Raw genomic sequence first — 21,712 nt, 5'->3', positions numbered from 1 at the left:
CGCGGCCCAGATCGAAGCGGTTCCGGGGGATATGAAACGATTCTCACGGGGGCAACCGGTGGCCGCGCAGGCGGTGGAGCAGTCCCGCCGGACCGCGGCTCGGCCGGTCGGCCGGAAGCGGTTCCAGCCCGTTCTGCGCGCCGACGAAGGCATCCGTGCAGGTCGGAGCGGGTGCACTCCGGTAGATTGCGACCGGCCGGACTCCCGCTCCTGGGGGGCATGGAGGGCCGACGACGCGGGGTCCGACGGGAGGCGCTGTGGCCACGATGGCCGACGTGGCGCGCCAGGCGGGCGTGTCCGTCAAGACGGTCTCGAACGTGCTGAGCGGCTACCCCTACATCCGGGACGCGACCCGTGAGCGCGTGCTCGCCGCGGTCGACGAGCTCGGCTACGAGATCAACGTGACCGCGAAGATCTTCCGCTCGGGCCGCAGCGGCGTCGTCGGCCTCGCCGTGCCCGAGCTCGGTCAGCCCTACTTCGGCGAGCTCGCCGACGAGATCCTCGCAGCCGCCCGCGAGCACGGGCTCCAGGTGCTCATCGAGCCCACCGGCTTCACGCGCGAGGGCGAGCTCGCGGCGCTCCGGGAGCCGCGCCGCGGCCTGATCGACGGGCTGATCTTCAGCCCCGCCGCCCTCGTGCAGGCCGACGAGCGCCTGCTGCAGGACCTCGGCTACCCGCTCGTGCTGCTCGGCGAGCAGATCTTCTCCCCGCACGTCGACCACGTGACGATGCGCAACGTCGAGGGTGCGCGCGCGGCGACGGACCTGCTGCTGGACGCCGGCCGGCGCCGGATCGCCGTCGTCGGCATGCTGCACGCCGAGACCGCGGGCTCGTCGGCGCTGCGGTTCCGCGGGTACCGCGAGGCCCTCGAGGCGCGGGGGATCGAGGTGGACCCGCGGCTGCTCGGCTGGGCCGACGCCGGCTGGCACCGGGCCGACGGCGCGCGGGCGATGGCCGCCGTGCTCGACTCGGGCGTCCGCGTCGACGGCGTCGTCGCGCTCAACGACGCGCTCGCCATCGGCGCGATGTACGAGCTGCAGGTGCGCGGGCTCGCGATCCCGGACGATGTCGGCGTCGTGGGCTTCGACGACATCGGGGACGCGCTGTTCTCCGTGCCGACGCTGACCACCGTGGACCCCGGTCGGCGCGAGATCGCCCGGGTCGCGGTGGACCTCCTCCGCCGCCGGGTGCAGGAGCGGCTCGCCCCGGGCGCCGAGCGGGACGCCCCGGTGCTGCACGTCGCGGGGATGCGGCTCGTCGAGCGCGAGAGCACGGCGCCGCGGAGGGTCTGACGCGCGACGTCGTCGGCAGCCGCGACAGCGTCGTCGGGGCGGGTTGACAGCACCCGCACCCGGTTGCCAGGGTGGCCGCTCGTACGGCGTCTACACCGGTGTAGGACTCGCGCGACGCGGCATCGTCACCGCCGCACGCAGGCGCCGTCCCCACGGCACCGGCGGCATCACCCGACGAGGAGCAGGAAGGCAGCGCCAGCATGAGAGACGTGGCGGGCCGCCTGTTCGAGCGGTGCACCCTCGGCAGCCTCACCGGCGCGGTGCAGGGCTGAGCCGGTGACGCTGACGGGGACGCACCTGTGCACGATCGACGCCCGCCTCGGGCCGGTCGTGGACGTGGGCATGACCCCGACGGGTCACCGCCGGGTCATCCCGATCCTCGGTGGCGTCGTCACCGGCGGCCTCGAGGGCACCCTGCTGCCCGGCGGGGCGGACTGGAACCTCGAACGGCCCGACGGGTCGTCCGAGCTGTGGGCGCGCTACGAGCTGCGGCTCGGCACCGGGGCGGTCGTGTCGGTCACGAACACCGCGGTGCACGAGGCAGGCGCGCCCGCACCGATCCTCACGACACCCCGGTTCGACGTCGGCGCGGGCGGTCCCGTCGAGCTGCGGACCGGGGTGTTCGTGGGGCTCTTGACGCTGCAGCCGGGCGCGCAGCGGGTGATCGTCGAGGTGCACCGGGTAGGGGTCGCCGCCGGTGCCTGAGCGGCGGCGGTGCTGCGGAACGGCTCGGACGGACAGCCCGGGCCCGGTGCCGGACGGGTGCCGGCCGGCGCTGGGCGCGCCGACCCGCCGTCGTCAGCGCCGGGCGATCGCGTCGAGCGCGAGCCGGACGACCTCGGTTCCCGCCCGCACGACCCCGGGGGCGTGCGCACCGAACGACTCCCGGACCGCCGCCGCACGGTCGAGCGACGGGGTCGGCGGCTCGGGCAGCGCCGTGAGGTAGGCGTCGAGCACGGTCGTGACGAACCACGTCGGGACGTCGAGCCGTGCGACGTCGCCCGCGTCGGCCGGGATCCCGTCGACGACCGCGCACGCGATCGCCAGCGCGGTCATCGCGGTGTCGAGGGTCGCCGGGCCGGTGCGCGCGATCGCCCAGTCGATCAGCACGGGCTCGCCGGCCACGAGCACCACGTTCGCGGGGTGCAGGTCGAGGTGCACGACGACGTGGCCCGGCTCGCGCGCGGGCGGGCCCAGGTCGGCGGGCAGGCCGTCGACGGGGACGCGGTGCAGCCCGGCGTGCAGGCGCGCGAGGGTCCGGCCGGCCTGCGTGGGCTCGACCTCACCGACGAGCGCCGCCTCGACGAGCGTCGGGCCGTCGAGCCGCTCGAGCACCATCCCGGTCGGGCGCCCGCGCGCGTCGAGGTGCACGCCGTGCACGTGCGGGACGCGGACGCCGTGCCGGGCCACGTGCCGCATGACCGTCACCTCGGTCGTCACGTCGCGCGCGTCGTCGTACCGCCGCAGCACGCGGCCCGGGCCGAGCTCGTGCACGGTGGCCTCGCGGCCGCGGGCGAGCAGCGGTCCGGGTGGCTCGTCGGACACGGGCGGGAGGCTGCTCACCTGCGGACGGTAGGCCTCCGAGGGGGCCGGGGTCGACGCGTTTCCCGGGTCGGGTCCGGTCCGGATCAGGGCGTGAGGTCCCACAGCAGCCGGTAGTACGACGTGCGCTCGGGGTCGGGGTCGACGCCGTACGCGTCGAGCAGCACGCCGTCGAGCCCGGGACCGTAGTTCCAGTGCGTGCTCCAGGTCGCGATCGCGAGGTCGGCCCACCGGTCCGCGACGCCGAGCATCCCGAGGTCGACGTGCGCGGCGAACCGCCCGTCCCCGTCGAGCAGCGTGTTCGGGGCGCACGCGTCGCCGTGGCACACCACGAGCCGGTCCACGGGCGGGACGTCGGCGAGCCGTGCCGCCGCCGCGGCGAGCGTGAGGTCGGCGTGGTCCGGGTGCCACGTCGCGCGGTCGTCCCGGCCGCCGGTCAGGGCGCGGGTCAGGCGGTCGCGCACGTCCCACGCGAACGGGCAGCCCGCGACGGGGAGCCGGTCGTGCAGCGCGCGCAGCCCCGCGCCGAGCGCGCGGACCGCGACCTCGGGCCGGGCGGCCCACCGGGGGTCGACGGCGCTGGTCCCGTCGAGCGCCGCGGTCACGAGCCACGAGCCGTCGGCGTCGGCCCCGGCGTCGAGCACGCGCGGGACCGGCGTGAACGGTGCCGCCCACGCGAGGCGGACGGCCTCCGCCGACAGGTCGGCGGGCGCGCCCGCCGGCAGCCACTTCACGAAGCGCCGCTCGCGCTCGCCCGTGACCTCGAACGTCAGCCCGCCGAGCTCGTTGCGCCAGACCGCGCGGACCGCGTCGCCTCCCGCGAGCGCGGCGACCGGCAGCGGGACGGCGACGTCGTCGACCGGGAAGAAGGCGATCACGGCGCCCAGCGTGCCACCACCGGGCCGGCCTCGGACGTCGCGGGGACGCATCTCCCGCAGGCCCCGCACCGGCCAGTTGGTAGACTTCCGTCATCCACCCGTGAGCGCACCGCTGCTGGCCCCGTGCCGCGCGCGTGCTCGACCGATCCGCTGACAACACCACACACCGGTCCCGGCGCACGTCGCCGGGTGTGCCGGACCGACCGACCACCCGCCCCTCAACAGGACGGAGCCGGACGTGCTGCTGCTGCTCGCTGTCCATCTCGCCGCAGCCCTCGTCGCGCCCCTGCTCGTCCGGTGGATGGGTCGCAAGGCGTTCTGGGTGCTGGCTCTCGCGCCGGCGTCGGCCGCGGTGTGGGCGCTCACGCAGACCGCAGCGGTGCAGGCCGGGGACGGGCCCGTCGAGGTGGTCCCGTGGATCCCGCAGCTCGGCCTCGAGCTCGCGTTCCGGCTCGACACGCTCGGGTGGCTCATGACGCTGCTGGTCGGCGGCGTCGGTGCGCTCGTGCTGGTCTACTGCTCGGCGTACTTCTCCCCGCGGGCCACCGGGCTCGGCCGGTTCAGCGCGGTGCTCACCGCGTTCGCGGGCGCGATGCTGGGGCTCGTCATCGCCGACGACCTGCTGCTCGTGTTCGTGTTCTGGGAGCTCACGACCGTCTTCTCGTACCTGCTCATCGGGCACTACAACGAGCGCAAGGCGTCCCGGCGCGCTGCCATGCAGGCGATCGTCATCACGACCGCGGGCGGCCTGACGATGCTCGTCGGCGTCATCCTGCTCGGCGAGGCCGCGGGCACGTACCGCCTCTCCGCGGTGCTGGCCGACCCGCCGGAGGGCACCGCCGTGACCGTCGGCGTCGTGTGCCTGCTGGTCGGGGCCGTGACGAAGTCGGCGATGATCCCGCTGCACTTCTGGCTGCCCGCCGCGATGGCCGCGCCGACGCCCGTCAGCGCGTACCTGCACGCCGCCGCGATGGTCAAGGCCGGCATCTACCTGATCGCCCGCTTCGCGCCCGCGTACGCCGACCTGACCGCGTGGCAGGTCGTCGTGCTGACGCTCGGCTGCGGGAGCCTGCTCCTCGGCGGGTACCGCGCGCTGCGCCAGCACGACCTCAAGCTCGTGCTCGCGTTCGGCACGGTCAGCCAGCTCGGCCTGCTCGTGGTGCTCGTCGGGTTCGGGACGCGCGCGACGGCGCTCGCGGGGCTCGCCATGCTCGGCGCGCACGCGATGTTCAAGGCCGCCCTGTTCCTCGTCGTCGGCGTGGTCGACGCCGCGACCGGCACGCGCGACCTGCGCCGGCTCTCCGGGGTCGGGCGGGCGCTGCCCGTGACGGCGCTCGCGGGCGGGCTCGCGACCGCGTCGATGGTCGGGCTGCCGCCGTTCGCCGGGTACGTCGCGAAGGAGGCCGCTCTCGAGGCGATCGCGCACCACGACGGCGGGGTCGCGGACCAGGTCGTCTTCTGGGCGGTCGTCGTCGGGTCGGCCCTGACGGTCGCGTACGGGCTGCGGTTCTTCTGGGGTGCGTTCGCGACGAAGTCCACGGTCGCCCACCCGCCCGTGCCCGACGCCGGGACCGCGCCCGCGGGCAGCCCGACGCCGCCGGACCGCCACGAGCCCGCCGTGCCCGCGACGATCACGCGCCCGTCGCTCGTCCTCGTCTACCCGTCCCTCGTGCTCGCGGTCCTCGGGCTCGCCGCCGCGGTCCTGCCGGGACTCGGGGAGCACCTGCTGTCCCCCTACGCCGACCAGTTCCCGGGCGAGCCCGGGCACCTCGTGCTGTGGGCGGGCGTCACGCCGACGCTCCTCACGACGCTGGGGGTCGTGGCCGCCGGGGTGGCGCTGTTCGTGCTGCGCGAGCCGGTCGAACGGCTCCAGGCGCGGATGCCCCCGGTGCCGGAGGCGGACCACCTGTACCGGCGCCTCATGCGCAAGCTCGACGACCTCGCGGCCGACGTCACCGCGCTCACCCAGCGCGGCTCGCTGCCCGTGTACCTCGGCGGGATCCTGCTGGTGTTCGTCGTCGCCGTGGGCGGCGCGATGCTGACCGTCGCTGCGCTGCCCGACGACGTCCGCGCGTGGGACCACCCCGCGCAGGTGCTGTTCGGCACGCTCGTCGTGGTCTCCGCGGTCCTCACCGCGCGCGCCCGCCGCCGGCTCAAGGCCGTGATCCTGCTCGGCATCAGCGGGTACGGGGTCGCGGGGCTGTTCCTGCTGCACGGCGCGCCCGACCTCGCGCTGACGCAGGTGCTCACCGAGACCGTGACGCTCGTCGTCTTCGTGCTCGTGCTGCGCCGCCTGCCCGCGTACTTCTCGGACCGCCCGCTCGCGGCCAGCCGCTGGGTGCGCCTCGTGATCGGCCTCGCCGCCGGGCTCACCGTCGGGGGGCTCGCGCTCGTCGTCCCGGGCGCCCGCGTGCACGTGCCCGTCTCCGACCTGTTCGCGGCCGAGGCGTACGAGTTCGGCGGTGGCAAGAACATCGTCAACGTGACGCTCGTCGACGTCCGCGCGTGGGACACCATGGGCGAGATCTCGGTGCTCCTCGTCGCCGCGACCGGCGTCGCGTCGCTCGTGTTCCTGCAGAAGCGCAGCGGCGCGATCTTCCGCGCCGACGAGGCCAACGAGGGCCGGCAGGTGTGGGCCATCGGCGGGCACGACCCCGCGGCGGCCCTCCGCCAGCCCGTGCACGCGCCGCTCCCGCCCACGCCGTCGGGCACCTACCCGGGGTTCGCGCACGCGGTCCGGCGCACGGGGGAGCGGTCCAAGGAGTGGCTCCGGGCCGGCCGGACGCTCGCGCCGCGGCGCCGCTCGGTGATCTTCGAGGTCACGACGCGCTTGCTGTTCCACACGATGATCGTGTACTCGGCGTACCTGTTGTTCTCGGGGCACAACGCGCCCGGCGGCGGCTTCGCGGCGGGGCTCGTGACCGGCATCGCGCTCGTGGTGCGGTACCTCGCGGGCGGCCGCTACGAGCTCGGCGAGGCGGCACCGGTGCAACCCGGTCTCCTGCTCGGCAGCGGGCTGTTCCTGTCCGCCGGCGTGGGGCTCGTCGCGCTGCTCGCGGGCGGGTCGGTGCTGCAGTCCTGGATCATCGACATCCACGTGCCCGTCCTCGGCACGATCCACCTCGTGACGTCCCTGTTCTTCGACGTGGGGGTCTACCTCGTCGTCGTCGGGCTCGTGCTCGACATCCTGCGCTCGCTCGGTGCGGAGATCGACCGCCAGGCCGAGGCCGGGGAGCACACCGGCGGCTCGGAGGACCACGCGCGCGACGGTGCCGGCTCCGTGTTCGGGCCGGGCGCGCAGGGCACGGCCGACACCGACGGCCTGGCCCGTACCGCGGAAGGCGACCTGGAGGTGCACCGCTGATGCCCCTGAACCCGGACATGAGCCCGAACGTCACGCTCGTCGTCGTCATCGCGGCGCTCGTCACGGTGGGCGTCTACCTGCTGCTCGAGCGGAGCCTCTCGCGCGTGCTGATCGGCGTGATCCTCATCGGCAACGGCGCGAACCTGCTGTTCCTCGTCGCGGGCGGCGCCGCCGGGCGGCCGCCGATCATCGGGGGTGCGGACGAGTCCGAGATGAGCGACCCGCTGCCGCAGGCGATGGTGCTGACCGCGATCGTCATCACGCTCGGCATGACCGCGTTCCTGCTCGCGATGGCGTACCGGTCGTGGCAGCTGCACCGCCACGACGAGGTCCAGGACGACGTCGAGGACCGCCGCATCGCCCGGCTCGCGGCACGCGACGAGCGCGCCACGACCGACGCCGACACCGAGGACACCCGCTCGACGCTCGACGAGGAGGCCGCGGAGACGCGCGACGAGACCGACGACGCACCGTCCGAGCGGTCCACCCCGGTGGAGGTCCCGTGACCGGCGACCCGACCTGGCTGGTCCCGCTGCCCGTCGTCCTGCCGCTGTTCGGTGCGGGCCTCGCGCTCGCGCTGTACCGCCGGCCCCGCGCGCAGCGGCTGATCAGCGTCGTCGTGCTCTCGCTCGTGCTCGCGGTCTCGGTCGCGCTGCTCGTGCTCGCCGACTCCGGGCCGCTCGTGATCGACGTGGGCGGCTGGGCCGCGCCCGTCGGCATCGACCTCGTGGCGGATCGGCTCTCGGCGCTCATGCTCACGGTGTCGAGCGCCGTGACGCTGTGCGTCCTGCTGTACTCGCTCGCAGAGGGCGAGGCCGACGGCGACGAGGCGGCCCCCGTCTCGATCTACCACCCGACGTACCTGATCCTGACCGCGGGCGTCGCGAACGCGTTCCTGTCCGGCGACCTCTTCAACATCTACGTCGGCTTCGAGATCCTGCTCGCGGCGAGCTACGTGCTGCTGACCCTCGGCGGGACCGGCGAGCGGATCCGCGCGGGCAGCATCTACGTCGTCGTCGCGCTGCTCTCGTCGGTGCTGTTCCTCATCGCGATCGCGCTCGTCTACGCCGCGACCGGCACCGTCAACCTCGCGCAGCTCGCGGTCCGGCTCCCCGAGATCGACCCGGGCGTGCGGCTGCTGCTGCAGATCATGCTGCTGCTCGCGTTCGGCATCAAGGCGGCGATCTTCCCGCTGTCCGCGTGGCTGCCGGACTCCTACCCGACCGCCCCGGCGCCCGTCACCGCGGTGTTCGCGGGCCTCCTGACCAAGGTCGGCGTGTACGCGATCATCCGCACGCAGACCCTGCTCTTCCCGGAGGGCCGCGCTGACGACGTCCTGATGTGGGCCGCGCTCGCGACGATGGTCGTGGGCATCCTCGGCGCCGTCGCGCAGGACGACATCAAACGTCTGCTCTCGTTCACGCTCGTGAGCCACATCGGCTACATGATCTTCGGGATCGCGCTCGCGACGCAGGCCGGGTGGAGCGCCTCGATCTACTACGTCGCGCACCACATCACGGTGCAGACCGCGCTGTTCCTCGTCGTCGGGCTGATCGAGCGGCACGGCGGCTCGACGTCGCTCGACCGGCTCGGAGGCCTCGCGAAGTTCGCGCCGGTCCTCGCGCTGCTGTTCTTCATCCCGGCGATGAACCTCGGCGGCATCCCGCCGCTGTCCGGGTTCCTCGGCAAGGTCGGGCTCCTGCAGGCCGGCGTCGCGGTCGGCACGCCGCTCGCGCTGACGCTCGTCGTCGGCGGCGTGCTCGTGTCGCTGCTGACCCTGTACGCGCTGGTCAAGGCGTGGAACAAGGCGTTCTGGCAGACGCCCCCCGTCGAGCCGCCGCGCACGGCCCTGCCGCTCGGCATGATCGGCCCGACGGCCGCGCTCGTCGCGTTCGGGCTGCTGCTGACCGTGGCCGCCGGGCCGCTCTACGGCTACACCGAGCGCGCCGCGCAGACGCTCCAGGACCGCTCGGTCTACATCGCGTCGGTGCTGCCCGACGGCGAGCGCGGGCAGGGCGAGTCCGCGGAGGTCGCGGAGGACGACGGCGGGGCGGGGCGGGGCGGTGACGCCTCCGGGGACCCGTCCGGGGACGCGGAGCGGGACGGCGGGGTGTCGGGCGGGGACGCACACGCGGGCACGACGACGGGGGCGCAGCCGTGAGCGCGGGGCGCTGGTCGGTGCGGGCCCAGTGGGGCACGACGCTGTGGCTCACCGCCGTCTGGGTGCTGCTCTGGGGCGACCTCTCGGTCGCGAACCTGCTCGTCGGGCTGCTGCTCGGGTACCTCGTGACGCACGGGCTGCGGATGACGCCCATCGACTTCCACGGCCGGCTGCGCCCGCTCGGGCTCGCGCACCTCGTCACGCGGTTCCTGCTCGACCTGGCCCGGGCGTCGTTCGAGGTGAGCCTGATCGCGCTGCGGCCCCGGTACACGCCCCGCGGTGCGGTCATCGGTGTGCAGCTGCGCAGCCACTCGGACCTCTACCTGACGATGACCGCCGAGCTGTGCTCGCTCGTGCCCGGCTCGCTCGTCGTCGAGGCGCACCGCGTGACCGGGGTCCTCTACCTGCACGTGCTCGACGTCGAGCAGTCGGGCGGCATCGAGGCGGCGCGGCAGGTCGTCCTCGACCAGGAGGAGCGCGTGCTGCGCGCGCTCGCGTCGGACGCGGAGCTCGCGGAGGCGGGGCTGGCGCCGCGCGGAGGGCTGCGTGGCGGCGGGGCGCGCGGCGGTGGGGCTCCGGGACCGGGCGGGACGACGAGCACGGAGGTGGGCGCATGAACGACGTCGTGGTCGCGGTCTGCGCGGTGCTGCTCACGACCGGGGCGGTCCTCGCGGTCGTCCGGGCCGAGCGTGGACCGTCGATCCTGGACCGGACCGTCGCGCTCGACATCGTGCTGACGATCATGATCGCGGGCGGTGCGCTCTACGCGAGCCTCGAGCGCCGCACCGACATCGTGCCGATCCTCGTGGTGCTCTCGCTCGTCGCGTTCGTCGGCTCGGTGACCGTCGCGCGGTTCGCCTCGGTCGAGCCGCCCGGGGAGGGCCGCCTGCGCACGCGCGAGGAGATCGCGGCCGAGGAGGCCGAGCGGCGCCGGCTCGAGGAGGCCGACACCCGGGGAGAGCGGCGCGACGTGGGGGAGGCCCGATGACCGCGCAGACGTGGGACACGGTCGCGGACGTCGTCGCGTCCGTGTGCATGCTCGCAGGCGCGTTCCTCGCGTTCGCCGCCGGCGTCGGGATCGTGCGCTTCCCCGACCTGCTCTCGCGGATGCACGCCGGCACCAAGCCGCAGACCCTCGGGCTCGTGCTCGTCCTCGTCGGCCTCGCGCTGCGGCTCCGCTCGGGCGGCGCGGTGTGGGCGCTCGTCCTCGTGGTGCTGTTCCAGATGCTCACGGCGCCGGTCGCCGCGCACATGGTCGGCCGCGCGGGCTACCGCACCGGCAAGGTCCGCACCGACCTGCTCGTGGTCGACGAGCTCACGCGCGACCAGGCCGACGCGACGGCGTCGCGGGACGCTGCCGCGCAGGGCGCGCTGAGCGCAGCGACCGTCCCGGACAACGTGGACCCGCGCAGCCGGGAGCCGCACGGCGGCGAGCCGGACCTGTACGCGACGGAGCCGCACCGGGGCGAGCGCGACGCCGAGCAGTAGCGCCGGTCGCGTCCAGGGCGACTGGTCGGGCGAGCAGCCACCCGCCCGACCAGTCGCGTCCAGGGCATGCGGCCACTCGCCCGCCGGCACGGTCGGCCGGCGGCCCGGCCGCGCACGCAGCGCGGTCAGGCGATCGGCTCGGTCCAGAGGTACAGGCTGAGGTCCTCGCGGTCCGCGACCCGGACGAGCGCCAGGACGTCCGTGAGCACCGAGAGCGCGTTCTCGGGCGTCGTCGCGAGCTCCTCGGTCGCCGCCCAGCGCTCGGCGACCTCCCCGATCGCGTCCGGGTCCTCGTGCGTCGCGAGCTCGAGCATCACCTCGACCAGGAACGGCGGCAGCTCGACGAGGTTGTCGTAGTCCAGGTCGACCTCCTGGCACTCGAGGTCGCCGGTGCCGAAGTGCACGACGTCGCACGCGATCTCCCCGAGCACCTCGAGGTCGAGGGGCGAGATCGCGGTCAGCTCGAGCCGCGGCGCGTCCTGCGGGTCGGACCCGCCGTCGAGCGCGGTCGCGTGCGCCAGGGCACGCGCGTGGTCGGAGGCGAAGAGCTCACTCAGGGCTGCCATGGCGACAGCGTGCCACGGCTCAGCCGCGGACCGACAGGCGACCCTCGTCGACCCGGTTCGCGAACTTCACGGTCCCGCGCGTCGCGAGCACCCGCACGAGCGCCACGACCGCACCGGTGATGACGGCCGCGATCGCGACCTCGGCGAAGCGCGCGTCGCCCTCGTCGTCGGCGCTCGGCGGCTCGTGCCCGGCGACGGCCTTCCACGCCGTGCTGACCGCCTTGTGCGCGACCCACGTGGCGGCGAGCGCGGACGCGCCGCCGGTGATCGTCGCGACGGTCGACTTCGTCTTCTTGGTGGCCACGGGTGTCCTCCTGGAGGGCGGCTGGGGGTGGCTGCCAGGCTAACGCGGGGGCGTGCCCGCGTCCTGCGCTGGGGAGGCGTCCGCGCAGGTGGGCGGCGTCGCAGGCGTCGTCGCAGGACCTCGACGGCTCGGGCGCCCACGTCCGCGCGAGTGCGGGCGGGCACCGTCGCGGTGCCGGTCAGGCGTGCGCGGGGTCGACGAGGCGCGCGGTGCTGTTGCGGACCACGAGGCTCGTCGCGAGGTCCATGCGGGTGCTCACCGAGGCGCCCTCGCGCGCCCGCAGGACGAGGCGCGCGGCCTCCTGGGCCATGTTGCGGAGCGGCTGGTGCACGGTCGTGAGGGCGGGGCTGGACCAGCGGGCGACCGCCACGTCGTCGTAGCCGACGACGGAGAGGTCCTCCGGCACGCGCAGGCCCTGGCGCCGGGCGGCCTCGAGGACGCCGAGCGCCTGCAGGTCGCTGCCGGCGAAGATCGCGGTCGGGCGGCGGTCGGCGGGCAGCGCGAGCAGCTCCGTCGCGATGTCGTGGCCGCCCTGGACGTGGAAGTCGCCGAAGCGCACGAGCGTCGGGTCGACGCCGTGGCCGGCGTTGCTCATCGCGGAGCGGTAGCCGTCGAGGCGCGCGAGCGAGCACATCATGTCCTCGGGGCCGGTGATCATCGCGATGCGCCGGTGGCCGAGCTCGAGCAGGTGGCGCGTCGCCGCGAGGCCACCCGACCAGTTCGCGGAGCCGACCGAGGGGACGTCGGGGTCGGGGTCGCCGGCCGGGTCGACGACGGCGAACGGGATCGCGCGCGAGCGGAGCTGGTCCTTGACCGCGGCGGGGAGCGTCGAGAAGACGAGCACGACCCCGAGCGGGCGGCGCTGCAGCACGCCCTCGAGCCACTCGGGGCCGGGCGCGTGGCGGGTGCCGCTCTCGGTGAGCACGACGCTCGCGGAGCTCTCGCGGGCGACGTCCTCGACGCCGCGGATGAGCTCCATCGCCCAGATGGTGTCGAGCTCGTGGAAGACGAGCTCGATGAGGGGCGCGGCGCTCGACGGGCTGGTCCGGCGCCGGTAGCCGTGCCGCCCGAGCAGGCCCTCGACGCGTTCACGGGTGGCCTCGGACACGTCGGCGCGGCCGTTGAGGACCTTCGAGACGGTCGAGATGGAGACGCGGGCCTCGGCCGCGACGGCCGCCAGGGTCACGCGGTCGGCCCGGGCGTCGATGCTCATGCGCCCAGGGTAGCGGCCAGGTCGCCCCGCGAACGGGAACTTTCGAGCGCGGACGGATCCTTGACGCTGTTCCTGGGCGCTGACTACGCTCCGGAAGGTCTGGCAAGTTTCGGCGCGAGCCTCGAAACGTTCGACGGCCGACGCCGGGCATCTCCCGCTGCTTCCCCTGTGATGCGGAAGCGGTTCGACGCTCTCGCGTCGTACTGTCGATCACGAACTGCTCGCTCCGCAGGGGTCGGTCGCGCCCGGGCACAGCCCCGCGCGCCGGCGGAAAGTAGCGTCATGCACACGAAGCACGAGAGCGGGACCCGCACGTCCACGGCCACACCGCCGCACGCCGAGGTGCCCGTGTGGGCCGACGCGGCGGCGGCGACCGAGGACCGTGTGGAGGCGCTCGTCCGCGAGATGACGCCCCGCGAGAAGGTCGCCCAGCTCGTCGGCGTGTGGGTCGGCGCGTCCGCCGAGGGCGGCGAGGTCGCGCCGCACCAGCACGACATGGAGGAGGGCGTCGACCTCGACGCGCTCCTGCCCGACGGGCTCGGCCAGCTCACCCGGCCGTTCGGCACGGCGCCGGTCGACCCGGCGCTCGGCGCGCTGTCGCTGCTGCGCACCCAGGAGCGCATCCGCTCGTCGAACCGCTTCGGGATCCCCGCCGTCGCGCACGAGGAGTGCCTCGCGGGCTTCGCGGCGTGGGGGGCCACGGCGTACCCCGTGCCCGTCTCGTGGGGCGCGACGTTCGACCCCGACCTCGTGCGCCGCATGGCCGACGCGATCGGGCGCGACATGCGCTCCGTCGGCATCCACCAGGGCCTCGCGCCGGTGCTCGACGTCGTGCGCGACGCCCGCTGGGGCCGGGTCGAGGAGACCGTGGGCGAGGACCCGTACCTCGTCGGGACGATCACGACCGCGTACGTGCAGGGCCTCGAGCGCGCCGGGGTCGTCGCGACGCTCAAGCACTTCGCGGGGTACTCCGCGTCGCGCGCAGGCCGCAACCACGCGCCCGTGTCGATGGGCGCCCGCGAGCGCGCCGACGTCGTGCTCCCGCCGTTCGAGATGGCCGTGCGCGAGGGCGGCGTCCGCTCCGTCATGGCCGCCTACACCGACACCGACGGCGTCGCGTCGCACGCCGACCCCGAGCTGCTCACCCGGCTGCTGCGCGACGCGTGGGGCTTCACTGGCACCGTCGTCGCCGACTACTTCGGCGTCGCGTTCCTCAAGCTGCTGCACGGCGTCGCGGGCACGTGGGCGCACTCCGCGGCGCTCGCGCTCGAGGCGGGCGTCGACGTCGAGCTGCCGACCGTCAAGACGTTCGGCGAGCCGCTGCTGACCGCGCTCGAGAAGGGCGAGGTCGACGAGGCGCTCGTCGACCGGGCGCTGCGCCGCGTGCTCGCGCAGAAGATCGAGCTCGGGCTGCTCGACGCCGACTGGGACCCGGTCCCCGAGGTGCTGCGCGGGCGCGACCTCACCGACACCGAGGCGCTCCGCGGCACGGTCGACCTCGACCCCGAGGGGAACCGGGAGATCGCCCGCGCGCTCGCCGAGGAGGCCGTCGTGCTGCTCCGCAACGACGGCACGCTCCCGCTCGGGCCGGGCGTCCGGAAGGTCGCCCTCGTCGGCCCGACCGCCGAGGACCCGATGGCCGTGCTCGGCTGCTACTCGTTCCCGGCGCACGTCGGCACCCACCACCCCGAGCTCCCGCACGGCATCGCGCTGCCGACCCTCGCGGAGTCGCTGCGCGCCGAGCTGACCGGCGCCGAGGTGTCGGTCGCGCGCGGGTGCGACATCGACTCCGGCGACGTGTCGGGCCTCGACGAGGCAGTCGCGCTCGCGACGGCGTCGGACGTCGTCGTCGTGGCGGTCGGCGACCGCGCGGGGCTGTTCGGGCGGGGCACGAGCGGCGAGGGCTGCGACGCCGAGACGCTGCGGCTGCCCGGCGTGCAGCAGGACCTCGTCGACGCGCTGCTCGCGACGGGCACCCCCGTCGTCGTCGTGGTGCTCTCGGGTCGCCCCTACGCGCTGGGCGCCGCGACCGGCTCCGCCGCGGGGATCGTGCAGGCGTTCTTCGCCGGCGAGGAGGGCACGCCCGCGATCGCGCGGGTGATCTCCGGCGCCGTCGAGCCGCAGGGCCGGCTCCCGCTGAGCGTCCCGGCCTCGGAGCACCTGCAGCCGACGACCTACCTCGCGCCGCCGCTCGGCCGCCAGAACGGGGTCTCGAACCTCGACCCGACCGCGGCGTTCGCGTTCGGCCACGGCCTGACCTACACGTCGTTCGCGTGGTCCGACGTCGAGCTCGCCTGCCCGGACGTCCCGACCGACGGCGCCGCGACCCTCGCGTTCACGCTGCGCAACGACGGCGGGCGGACGGGCACCGAGGTGGTCCAGGTCTACCTGCACGACCCGGTCGCCACGGTCGTGCGCCCGGTCCAGCGCCTCGTCGGGTACGGGCGCGTGGTGCTCGGCGCGGGCGAGGAGACGCGCGTGCACGTGCGCGTGCCCGCCGACGTCGCGGCGTACACCGGGCGCGACGGGCGCCGGGTCGTCGAGCCCGGCGAGCTCGAGGTCCGGCTCGGGGCGTCGAGCGCCGACACCCGCCTGACCGCCACCGTGACGCTGACGGGCGCCGAGCGCGCCGTCGACCACACGCGCGAGCTGCACGCGACGGTGGCGTTCGGCGAGGTCTGAGCCCTCGCGAGCACGACGTCCACGCCGGCCCGGGACCCCGCTCGGAGGTCCCGGGCCGCCGCGCGTCCGAGGCGCGCGGCGTCCTCCGTGCTGTGCGCCGAGCGCCGGCGAGATGGACGCCCGTCGCCGTCAGCCGGTGATCGCGGCCGCGAACCCGTCGAGCAGCCCGGCCCAGCCGTCGGACGCCCCGAGCGACGCGCGCATCTCCGCCGCCTGCTCCCCGTAGGCCTCGAGACCGCGGTGCTCGAGGTCGACGCGCGTCGCGGCGGACCCGTCGGCCGCCGCCTCGGCGGTGAACCGGACCTCGATCTCGGTGACGAGCGAGGCGTCGAACGCCCAGTCGGCCCCGACCTGCCAGGCGAGGACGACGCGCCCGGGCGGCTCCCACGCGACGACGTGGCCCCACTCGCACTCGGTGCCGGCGGCGTCGCGCTCGTACCAGCGCCCGCCCGCGCGCGGCTCGACGACCACGTCGACGAGGGGCTGCTCGCCCAGGTGGTACTCCGCCTTCCACCAGCGCGCCATGCCCGCGGTGAAGACGTCGAACGCGCGCTCGAGCGGTGCAGCCACGGTCAGGGTGCGGACGATCGGTGCCGTGCTGCCGGCGGTGCTGCTCGGTCCGGCGGTGCTGGTGGTGGTGGTGCTCGTTGTGGCGCTGACCTGCTCCTCGGTGCTCATGGTGACTCCTCGGGTGCGGCGGGGTCGTGCTCGACGGCACGGGCGAAGGCGGCGAGCTGGTCGTCCCAGAACCGGTCCAGGTACGCGCGCAGCGCCGCGAGGCCGCGGGTGTCCAGCCGGTACACGCGCTGGGTCCCGACGGCGGTGTCGGTGACGAGGCCGGCGTCCTTGAGCACGCGCAGGTGCTGCGAGACGGCGGGACGGCTCACGGGAAGGCGGGCCGCGAGCTCGCCGACGGCGTGCGGCCGCTCGGCGACGAGCTCGAACACGCTGCGCCGCGTGGGATCGGCGAGCGCGTCGAGCACACCTCCGTAAGTGGTCACGAACGGTAAGTTACGACTGACGGATGCGCGCCGTCAACGCCCGTCCCTGGTTCTGGGTGACGTCGGCACGGGTGCCCGCGGCGGGCGGGCGTGACCTCGCCCACACGCCGACCGGTGGGCCTCGGGCATGCGGTACAACGTGACACGTGACGTCCCTGCCGCCCGCACCCGAGCTCGACGGCGGCCCTCACGCACCCGCCGCCCCGACCGCCCCGGCCGCACGCGACGCGCACGGCTCGCCCGGCTCGCCGGACGTGCCCGGCGTCCCGCCCGGGACCGACGCGCCCGCGTCGCCCGTCGCCCTCGACTGGCCGGACGAGCCGCGACGCCACGACGACGTGGACTGGCGGCCGCTCTCGCGCGCCGAGCGGCGCACCCTGTGGTGGGACCGCGCCGGAGCGACCGTCGGGCTCACCGCGCTCGGGCTCTGCCTCACCGTGCTCGTCCTCACGGCCGGCGACCTCGGCGCGCGCGCCGTCGCCCGCGACCTGGCCGCGACGGGCGTCCCCGCGCAGGTCCAGCGCGTCGCGGTGCGGCCCGCCGAGGAGCCGGGCGGCCGGCTCGGCGTGACGTTCGAGGCGGGCGGCGAGACGGTCGTCGCGAACGCCGTCGGCTCGCGGACCGACCGGGCGGACGAGGACGCCGCCACGATGGTCGTGCTGTACGACCCCGACGACCCGACCCGCGCGATGCTCGAGGAGGACGTGCGCCACCTCGCCGACGACGCGCTCCCGGACGGGCTGGCGACCGCCGCGCTCCTCGCCGTCGTGGCCGCAGGCGTCGCCGGCCTCCGCGCCGTGCACGCGGCGCGAGCCCGGCGGCGCGGGGACCACCGGCGCGCCGTCGACCCCGCTGCGGTCGCCGCCGTCCTGGTCGTCGCGGCCACGGTCTCGGGCGTCGTGGTGGCGGGCGAGCACGTGCCGGCCGCGTGGAGCTGGCTCGGCTTCCCGGTGTCCGTCACGGTCACCGTGGTCGCCGTGAGACTCGGTGTTAGGGTCGCGTCGAACGACAGGGGAGCGCCTCGGCCCACCCGCCCGTGACCGGACACCACCGGCCCCCGGGCGGCCCGGGTCCCGGCGCTGAGAGTGCGGTCCGCCGCAGACCCTCGAACCTGATCCGGCTCGCACCGGCGTAGGGAGTCGGGCTTCTCAGTCCTCGCCGTCGCCGTGCCGCACGGCCGCCCCCGGGCAGCTGCACCGCGCCGGCCCGGCGACGACCCCCTCCTGCATCCCATGAGGAGGAGCACCACGCATGGCACGCACCACCCCGCGCACCCGGCTCGCCGCCGGAGCGCTCACCGTCCTCGCACTCGCCGGCTGCTCGGCGATCGGTGCGGGCGACGGGTCCGACGGTGCCACCGGTGACGCGACGGACGCGTCCGGCGGGACCGTCACGCTCGTCACGCACGACTCGTTCGCCCTCAGCGACGGGATCCTCGCGCAGTTCGAGGAGGAGACCGGGCTCACCGTGAAGCAGGTCGCGCCCGGCGACGGCGGCGCGCTCGTCAACCAGCTCGTGCTGACCAAGGACAACCCGCTGGGGGACCTCGTCTACGGCATCGACACCACGTTCGCGTCCCGCGCGATCGACGAGGGCGTGCTCCAGCCGTACAGCACCGGCGCACCGGCCGGCGCCGACGCCGCGCAGCACGCCGTGCCCGACGACGACGAGGGCCTGCTCACCGCGGTCGACTTCGGGGACGTGTGCCTCAACGTCGACCATGCCTGGTTCGCCGAGCGGGGCGTGCCCGAGCCCGTGACCCTCGAGGACCTCACGAAGCCCGAGTACAAGGACCTCCTCGTGGTGACCAACCCGGCGACGTCGTCGCCCGGGCTGGCGTTCCTCGTCGGGACCGCCGCCCGGTTCGGGACCGAGCAGTACCTCGACTACTGGGCGAGGCTGCGGGCCAACGGCGTCAAGGTCGCCGAGGGCTGGTCCGACGCGTACTACACCGACTTCTCCGGGGCCGACGGCAAGGGCCCGCGCCCGGTCGTCCTGTCCTACGCGTCGTCGCCGCCGTCGACCGTCCCCGCGGGCGCCGACGAGCCGACGACGGGTGCGCTGCTCGAGACGTGCACCCGCCAGGTCGAGTACGCCGGGGTGCTCGCCGGCGCCGAGAACGTCGAGGGGGCCCAGCGCCTGCTCGACTTCCTGCTCTCCGACGCCGTCCAGGCCGACATCCCCGGGTCGATGTACATGTACCCGGTGAGCTCCGCGGTCGACCTGCCCGAGGAGTGGCAGAGGTGGGCGCCGCTCGCCACCGACCCCGCGCCGATCCACCCGAAGGACATCGAGGCGAACCGCGAGACGTGGATCGCCGAGTGGACGGACGTCGTGATCGGCTGATGCTCCTCCCCGGCCGCGACCACCCCCGCACGCGACGGAGCCGGCTGCCCGCCGGGTCCGCGGCGCTGTGGGTGCTCGCGGCCGGGCTGCCGCTCGCGTTCCTCGCCGTCTTCTTCGCGTGGCCGGTCGCGACGCTGGTCGCCCGCGGTTTCGTCGCCGGCGGCGCGCTCGACCTCGGCGGGTTCGCCGACGTGTTCTCCCGCCCGCGGACGTGGCGGATCCTCGGGCTCACGCTCGCGCAGGCCGGCGTCGCGACGGTGCTCGCGGTGCTGCTCGGCATCCCCGGCGCGTACGTGCTGTTCCGGTGCCGGTTCCCCGGGCGCGGGGCGCTGCGGGCGTTCGTCAGCGTGCCGTTCGTGCTGCCGACGGTCGTCGTCGGGGTCGCGTTCCGCGCGGTGCTCGCCGAGGGCGGGCCGCTCGGGGCGCTGCACCTCGACGGCACGTTCGCGGCGATCGTCGCGGCGCTCGTGTTCTTCAACTACACCGTCGTCGTGCGGACCGTCGGGGGTCTCTGGGAGCACCTCGACCCGCGCGCCGAGCAGGCCGCCCGCGCGCTCGGTGCGTCGCCGGTGCGGGCGTTCGTCGAGGTCACGCTGCCCGCGCTCGGGCCCGCGATCGCCTCCGCGGCATCGCTCGTGTTCCTGTTCTGCTCGACGGCGTTCGGGACCGTCCTCGTGCTCGGCGGCCTGCGCTACGGGACGATCGAGACCGAGATCTGGGTGCAGACCACGCAGTTCCTCGACCTGCGCGCCGCGTCCGTGCTCTCGGTGGTCCAGCTCGTCGTCGTCGCGGCGGCCCTCACGCTCGCCGCCCGGGCCCGCCGGCGCCAGGAGCGCGCGCTGCACCTGACCGCGACCGCCGCCTCGGCGCACCCGCTGCGGCTCGGGCGCGGGCACGGCGTCGACACCGCGGCCGCTGCCGTGACCGCGCTCGTGCTGGCGGGGCTCGCGCTGCCGCTCGTGACGCTCGTCGTGCGCTCGCTGCGCACGCCCACCGGGTGGGGGCTCGGCAACTACGTCGCGCTGGGCACGACCGGGGACTCCACGGGCGGCGGGAGCCCGCTCAGCGTCACCGTGTGGGACGCGGCGCTGACGTCGCTGCGCACCGCGACCGACGCGACGGTGATCGCGCTCGTCGTCGGCGGGCTCGTCGCGCTCGTCGTGTCCCGCCGCCCGCGCGCCCGCGCCGCCCGGCGGACCGTCTCGGTGCTCGACGCGTTGTTCATGCTCCCGCTCGGCGTCTCCGCCGTGACCGTCGGCTTCGGGTTCCTGCTCACGCTCGACCGGCCCCTCGGGCTGCCCGTGGACCTGCGCACGAGCGGGCTGCTCGTGCCCGTCGCCCAGGCCGTCGTCGCCGTGCCGCTCGTCGTGCGGACCGTGCTGCCCGTGCTGCGGGCGATCGACCCGCGGCTGCGCGAGGCCGCCACGACGCTCGGCGCCGGACCGGGCCGGGTCCTGCGCGCCGTCGACCTGCCCATCGCCGCGCGCCCGCTCGGCCTCGCGGTCGGCTTCGCGTTCGCCGTGTCGCTCGGCGAGTTCGGGGCGACGTCGTTCCTCGCCCGCCCCGACCGACCGACGCTGCCCGTCGTCGTCTACCGGCTCATCGGGCGGCCCGGGGAGCAGAACTACGGCATGGCGCTCGCCGCGTCCGTGCTGCTCGCGCTGCTCACCGCGGGGATCATGGCGCTCGCGGAGCGGCTGCGCGGGTCGGTCCGGGGAGGCGAGCTGTGAGCGGCGGGCTGCGCGTCGACGGGCTCGTGGTGCGCTACGGCGCCGGCGACCGGGGCACCGTCGCGGTCGACGGCGTGACGCTCGCCGTGGCGCCCGGGGAGGTCGTCGCGCTGCTCGGGCCGTCGGGCTGCGGCAAGTCCTCGCTGCTGCGCGCGGTCGCCGGGCTCGAGCCCGCCGCGGCGGGGACGGTCGCCTGGGGCGGCGCCGACCTCGCGGGCGTGCCCGTGCACCGGCGCGGGTTCGGGCTGATGTTCCAGGACGGCCAGCTCTTCCCGCACCGCGACGTCGGCGGGAACGTCGAGTTCGGCCTGCGGATGGCCCGGGCGCCCCGCGACGAGCGCGACGCCCGCGTGCGCGAGCTGCTGGCCGTCGTCGGGCTCGCGGGCTACGAGCGGCGGGCCGTGCCGACCCTCTCGGGCGGCGAGCAGCAGCGCGTCGCGCTGGCCCGCGCGCTGGCCCCGCGGCCCCGGCTGCTGCTGCTCGACGAGCCGCTCTCGGCGCTCGACCGCGCGCTGCGCGAGCGCCTCGCCGACGACCTGCGCGCCGCCCTGACCGCGACCGGCACGACCGCGCTCCTCGTGACCCACGACCACGACGAGGCGTTCGCCGTCGCGGACCGCGTGGCCGTGATGGACGCGGGCCGGCTGCTCCAGGTCGCCCCGCCCGCCGAGCTCTGGCGCCGGCCCACGAGCCGGCGGGTCGCCGAGTTCCTCGGCTACGAGGCGTTCGTCGCGCTCGACGACCCGGCTGCAGCGCCGGTTCGGGCGGCGCTCACGGCGGTCGGGCGCGGCCCGGCGGACCCGTCGACGTGGGCGCCCGACCTCGCGGCGCTCGTCGAGGGTGCCCTGGTCGTCGCGCCGCGCGGTGCCGACGGGACCGTCACCGGGACGGTCGCCGGTGTCGCCTTCCGGCGCGGGCGCGCCGAGTACGCCGTCGACGTCCCGGACCTCGGCCGGGTCACCGTGCTCGCCCCCGCCGGCTCGGCCGCGGACCCGGGGACGGTGCTGGAGCTCGCTGTCGACCCGGACGGCGTCGCGGTCCTCACCCGCTGAGACGGCCCGGTCCCGCGGCCCGACCTGCCCGGTCCGGCGGCCCCGCCGGTCCGGTCGGTGCGCCGGTGGGCGGCCCGCGCTACGGTCGGAGGA

At 75.5% G+C, this 21,712-nt stretch carries 20 protein-coding genes; 13 read left to right on the top strand and 7 right to left on the bottom strand.

Going from position 1 to position 21,712, the window contains the following annotated elements; genetic code table 11:
* Positions 1-266 precede the first annotated feature (266 nt).
* Positions 267-1,292 carry a LacI family DNA-binding transcriptional regulator gene (locus tag ACWFNE_RS01135; protein ID WP_452121123.1) on the top strand — a complete coding sequence of 342 codons (1,026 nt, stop codon included), beginning with the start codon at positions 267-269 and terminating at the stop codon, positions 1,290-1,292.
* 276 nt (positions 1,293-1,568) lie between these two features.
* The gene (locus tag ACWFNE_RS01130) at positions 1,569-1,997 is read left to right on the top strand and encodes a DUF3237 family protein (RefSeq protein WP_452120616.1); all 429 of its coding nucleotides are present in this window, start codon (positions 1,569-1,571) and stop codon (positions 1,995-1,997) included.
* Positions 1,998-2,090: 93 nt separating this feature from the next.
* On the opposite strand, the gene ACWFNE_RS01125 is transcribed toward ACWFNE_RS01130, so the two are convergent.
* Positions 2,091-2,855, bottom strand: a complete 765-nt coding sequence (locus ACWFNE_RS01125; protein WP_452120615.1) for a phosphotransferase — start codon at positions 2,853-2,855, stop codon at positions 2,091-2,093.
* A gap of 65 nt (positions 2,856-2,920) precedes the next feature.
* Positions 2,921-3,712 (bottom strand): phosphotransferase, encoded by a 792-nt coding sequence (locus ACWFNE_RS01120; RefSeq protein ID WP_452120614.1) that lies wholly within the window; start codon positions 3,710-3,712, stop codon positions 2,921-2,923.
* A gap of 238 nt (positions 3,713-3,950) precedes the next feature.
* Between ACWFNE_RS01120 and ACWFNE_RS01115 the strand changes: the two genes are divergently transcribed.
* The 6 genes from ACWFNE_RS01115 to mnhG are packed head-to-tail and all read left to right on the top strand — an operon-like array spanning position 3,951 to position 10,725.
* Entirely contained in the window at positions 3,951-7,076 is a 3,126-nt protein-coding gene (locus tag ACWFNE_RS01115) for a Na+/H+ antiporter subunit A (RefSeq protein ID WP_452120613.1), read from the top strand.
* Positions 7,076-7,582: a Na(+)/H(+) antiporter subunit C gene (locus tag ACWFNE_RS01110; RefSeq protein ID WP_412869730.1), complete on the top strand. Its 507-nt coding sequence runs from the start codon at positions 7,076-7,078 to the stop codon at positions 7,580-7,582. The genes ACWFNE_RS01115 and ACWFNE_RS01110 overlap by 1 nt, the downstream gene beginning before the upstream one ends.
* The gene (locus tag ACWFNE_RS01105) at positions 7,579-9,237 is read left to right on the top strand and encodes a Na+/H+ antiporter subunit D (protein WP_452120612.1); all 1,659 of its coding nucleotides are present in this window, start codon (positions 7,579-7,581) and stop codon (positions 9,235-9,237) included. The genes ACWFNE_RS01110 and ACWFNE_RS01105 overlap by 4 nt, the downstream gene beginning before the upstream one ends.
* A complete protein-coding gene (locus ACWFNE_RS01100) occupies positions 9,234-9,854 on the top strand; it encodes a Na+/H+ antiporter subunit E (RefSeq protein WP_452120611.1) in 621 nt (206 codons plus the stop codon). Before ACWFNE_RS01105 ends, ACWFNE_RS01100 begins: the two co-directional genes overlap by 4 nt.
* The gene (locus ACWFNE_RS01095) at positions 9,851-10,225 is read left to right on the top strand and encodes a monovalent cation/H+ antiporter complex subunit F (RefSeq protein ID WP_452120610.1); all 375 of its coding nucleotides are present in this window, start codon (positions 9,851-9,853) and stop codon (positions 10,223-10,225) included. The genes ACWFNE_RS01100 and ACWFNE_RS01095 overlap by 4 nt, the downstream gene beginning before the upstream one ends.
* Entirely contained in the window at positions 10,222-10,725 is a 504-nt protein-coding gene (gene mnhG / locus ACWFNE_RS01090) for a monovalent cation/H(+) antiporter subunit G (protein WP_452120609.1), read from the top strand. Before ACWFNE_RS01095 ends, mnhG begins: the two co-directional genes overlap by 4 nt.
* Positions 10,726-10,850: 125 nt before the next feature.
* Here the strand turns inward: mnhG and ACWFNE_RS01085 are convergent, their stop codons facing one another.
* The 3 genes from ACWFNE_RS01085 to ACWFNE_RS01075 form a co-directional block, all read right to left on the bottom strand.
* Positions 10,851-11,291: a hypothetical protein gene (locus tag ACWFNE_RS01085; RefSeq protein WP_452120608.1), complete on the bottom strand. Its 441-nt coding sequence runs from the start codon at positions 11,289-11,291 to the stop codon at positions 10,851-10,853.
* 19 nt (positions 11,292-11,310) lie between these two features.
* On the bottom strand, positions 11,311-11,595 hold the full coding sequence (locus tag ACWFNE_RS01080; protein ID WP_452120607.1) for a DUF4235 domain-containing protein: 285 nt from the start codon (positions 11,593-11,595) through the stop codon (positions 11,311-11,313).
* 178 nt (positions 11,596-11,773) lie between these two features.
* The gene (locus tag ACWFNE_RS01075) at positions 11,774-12,808 is read right to left on the bottom strand and encodes a LacI family DNA-binding transcriptional regulator (RefSeq protein ID WP_452120606.1); all 1,035 of its coding nucleotides are present in this window, start codon (positions 12,806-12,808) and stop codon (positions 11,774-11,776) included.
* Positions 12,809-13,090: 282 nt separating this feature from the next.
* Here ACWFNE_RS01075 and ACWFNE_RS01070 point away from each other — a divergent pair, with 282 nt between their 5' ends.
* The gene (locus ACWFNE_RS01070) at positions 13,091-15,490 is read left to right on the top strand and encodes a beta-xylosidase/alpha-l-arabinosidase (protein WP_452120605.1); all 2,400 of its coding nucleotides are present in this window, start codon (positions 13,091-13,093) and stop codon (positions 15,488-15,490) included.
* A 129-nt stretch (positions 15,491-15,619) separates the two neighbouring features.
* Here the strand turns inward: ACWFNE_RS01070 and ACWFNE_RS01065 are convergent, their stop codons facing one another.
* Both ACWFNE_RS01065 and ACWFNE_RS01060 read right to left on the bottom strand, forming a co-directional pair.
* Entirely contained in the window at positions 15,620-16,168 is a 549-nt protein-coding gene (locus ACWFNE_RS01065; protein WP_452120604.1) for an SRPBCC family protein, read from the bottom strand.
* Positions 16,165-16,491 carry an ArsR/SmtB family transcription factor gene (locus tag ACWFNE_RS01060; RefSeq protein ID WP_452120603.1) on the bottom strand — a complete coding sequence of 109 codons (327 nt, stop codon included), beginning with the start codon at positions 16,489-16,491 and terminating at the stop codon, positions 16,165-16,167. The genes ACWFNE_RS01065 and ACWFNE_RS01060 overlap by 4 nt, the downstream gene beginning before the upstream one ends.
* A 146-nt stretch (positions 16,492-16,637) precedes the next feature.
* Here ACWFNE_RS01060 and ACWFNE_RS01055 point away from each other — a divergent pair, with 146 nt between their 5' ends.
* The 4 genes from ACWFNE_RS01055 to ACWFNE_RS01040 all read left to right on the top strand — a co-directional run bounded on the left by ACWFNE_RS01055 (position 16,638) and on the right by ACWFNE_RS01040 (position 21,619).
* Complete coding sequence (locus ACWFNE_RS01055; protein ID WP_452120602.1) at positions 16,638-17,531, top strand: hypothetical protein; 894 nt, start codon at positions 16,638-16,640, stop codon at positions 17,529-17,531.
* 211 nt (positions 17,532-17,742) lie between these two features.
* Positions 17,743-18,837: a thiamine ABC transporter substrate-binding protein gene (locus tag ACWFNE_RS01050; RefSeq protein WP_452120601.1), complete on the top strand. Its 1,095-nt coding sequence runs from the start codon at positions 17,743-17,745 to the stop codon at positions 18,835-18,837.
* Entirely contained in the window at positions 18,837-20,567 is a 1,731-nt protein-coding gene (locus tag ACWFNE_RS01045; RefSeq protein ID WP_452120600.1) for an ABC transporter permease, read from the top strand. Before ACWFNE_RS01050 ends, ACWFNE_RS01045 begins: the two co-directional genes overlap by 1 nt.
* Positions 20,564-21,619, top strand: a complete 1,056-nt coding sequence (locus tag ACWFNE_RS01040) for an ABC transporter ATP-binding protein (RefSeq protein WP_452120599.1) — start codon at positions 20,564-20,566, stop codon at positions 21,617-21,619. Before ACWFNE_RS01045 ends, ACWFNE_RS01040 begins: the two co-directional genes overlap by 4 nt.
* Positions 21,620-21,712: the final 93 nt, after the last annotated feature.

It is taken from the genome of Cellulomonas sp. NPDC055163 (assembly GCF_053607065.1).
Note: the sequence above shows the minus strand (reverse complement) of the source record. Positions and strands in the feature narration are given on the sequence as shown.

Coding starts and splice junctions, on each gene's coding strand:
- ACWFNE_RS01135 (WP_452121123.1), top strand. CDS start 267: ATGGCCGACGTGGCGCGCCAGGCGGGCGTGTCCGTCAAGACGGTCTCG.
- ACWFNE_RS01065 (WP_452120604.1), bottom strand. CDS start 16,168: ATGAGCACCGAGGAGCAGGTCAGCGCCACAACGAGCACCACCACCACC.
- mnhG (WP_452120609.1), top strand. CDS start 10,222: ATGACCGCGCAGACGTGGGACACGGTCGCGGACGTCGTCGCGTCCGTG.
- ACWFNE_RS01050 (WP_452120601.1), top strand. CDS start 17,743: ATGGCACGCACCACCCCGCGCACCCGGCTCGCCGCCGGAGCGCTCACC.
- ACWFNE_RS01045 (WP_452120600.1), top strand. CDS start 18,837: ATGCTCCTCCCCGGCCGCGACCACCCCCGCACGCGACGGAGCCGGCTG.
- ACWFNE_RS01085 (WP_452120608.1), bottom strand. CDS start 11,291: ATGGCAGCCCTGAGTGAGCTCTTCGCCTCCGACCACGCGCGTGCCCTG.
- ACWFNE_RS01095 (WP_452120610.1), top strand. CDS start 9,851: ATGAACGACGTCGTGGTCGCGGTCTGCGCGGTGCTGCTCACGACCGGG.
- ACWFNE_RS01075 (WP_452120606.1), bottom strand. CDS start 12,808: ATGAGCATCGACGCCCGGGCCGACCGCGTGACCCTGGCGGCCGTCGCG.
- ACWFNE_RS01070 (WP_452120605.1), top strand. CDS start 13,091: ATGCACACGAAGCACGAGAGCGGGACCCGCACGTCCACGGCCACACCG.
- ACWFNE_RS01110 (WP_412869730.1), top strand. CDS start 7,076: ATGCCCCTGAACCCGGACATGAGCCCGAACGTCACGCTCGTCGTCGTC.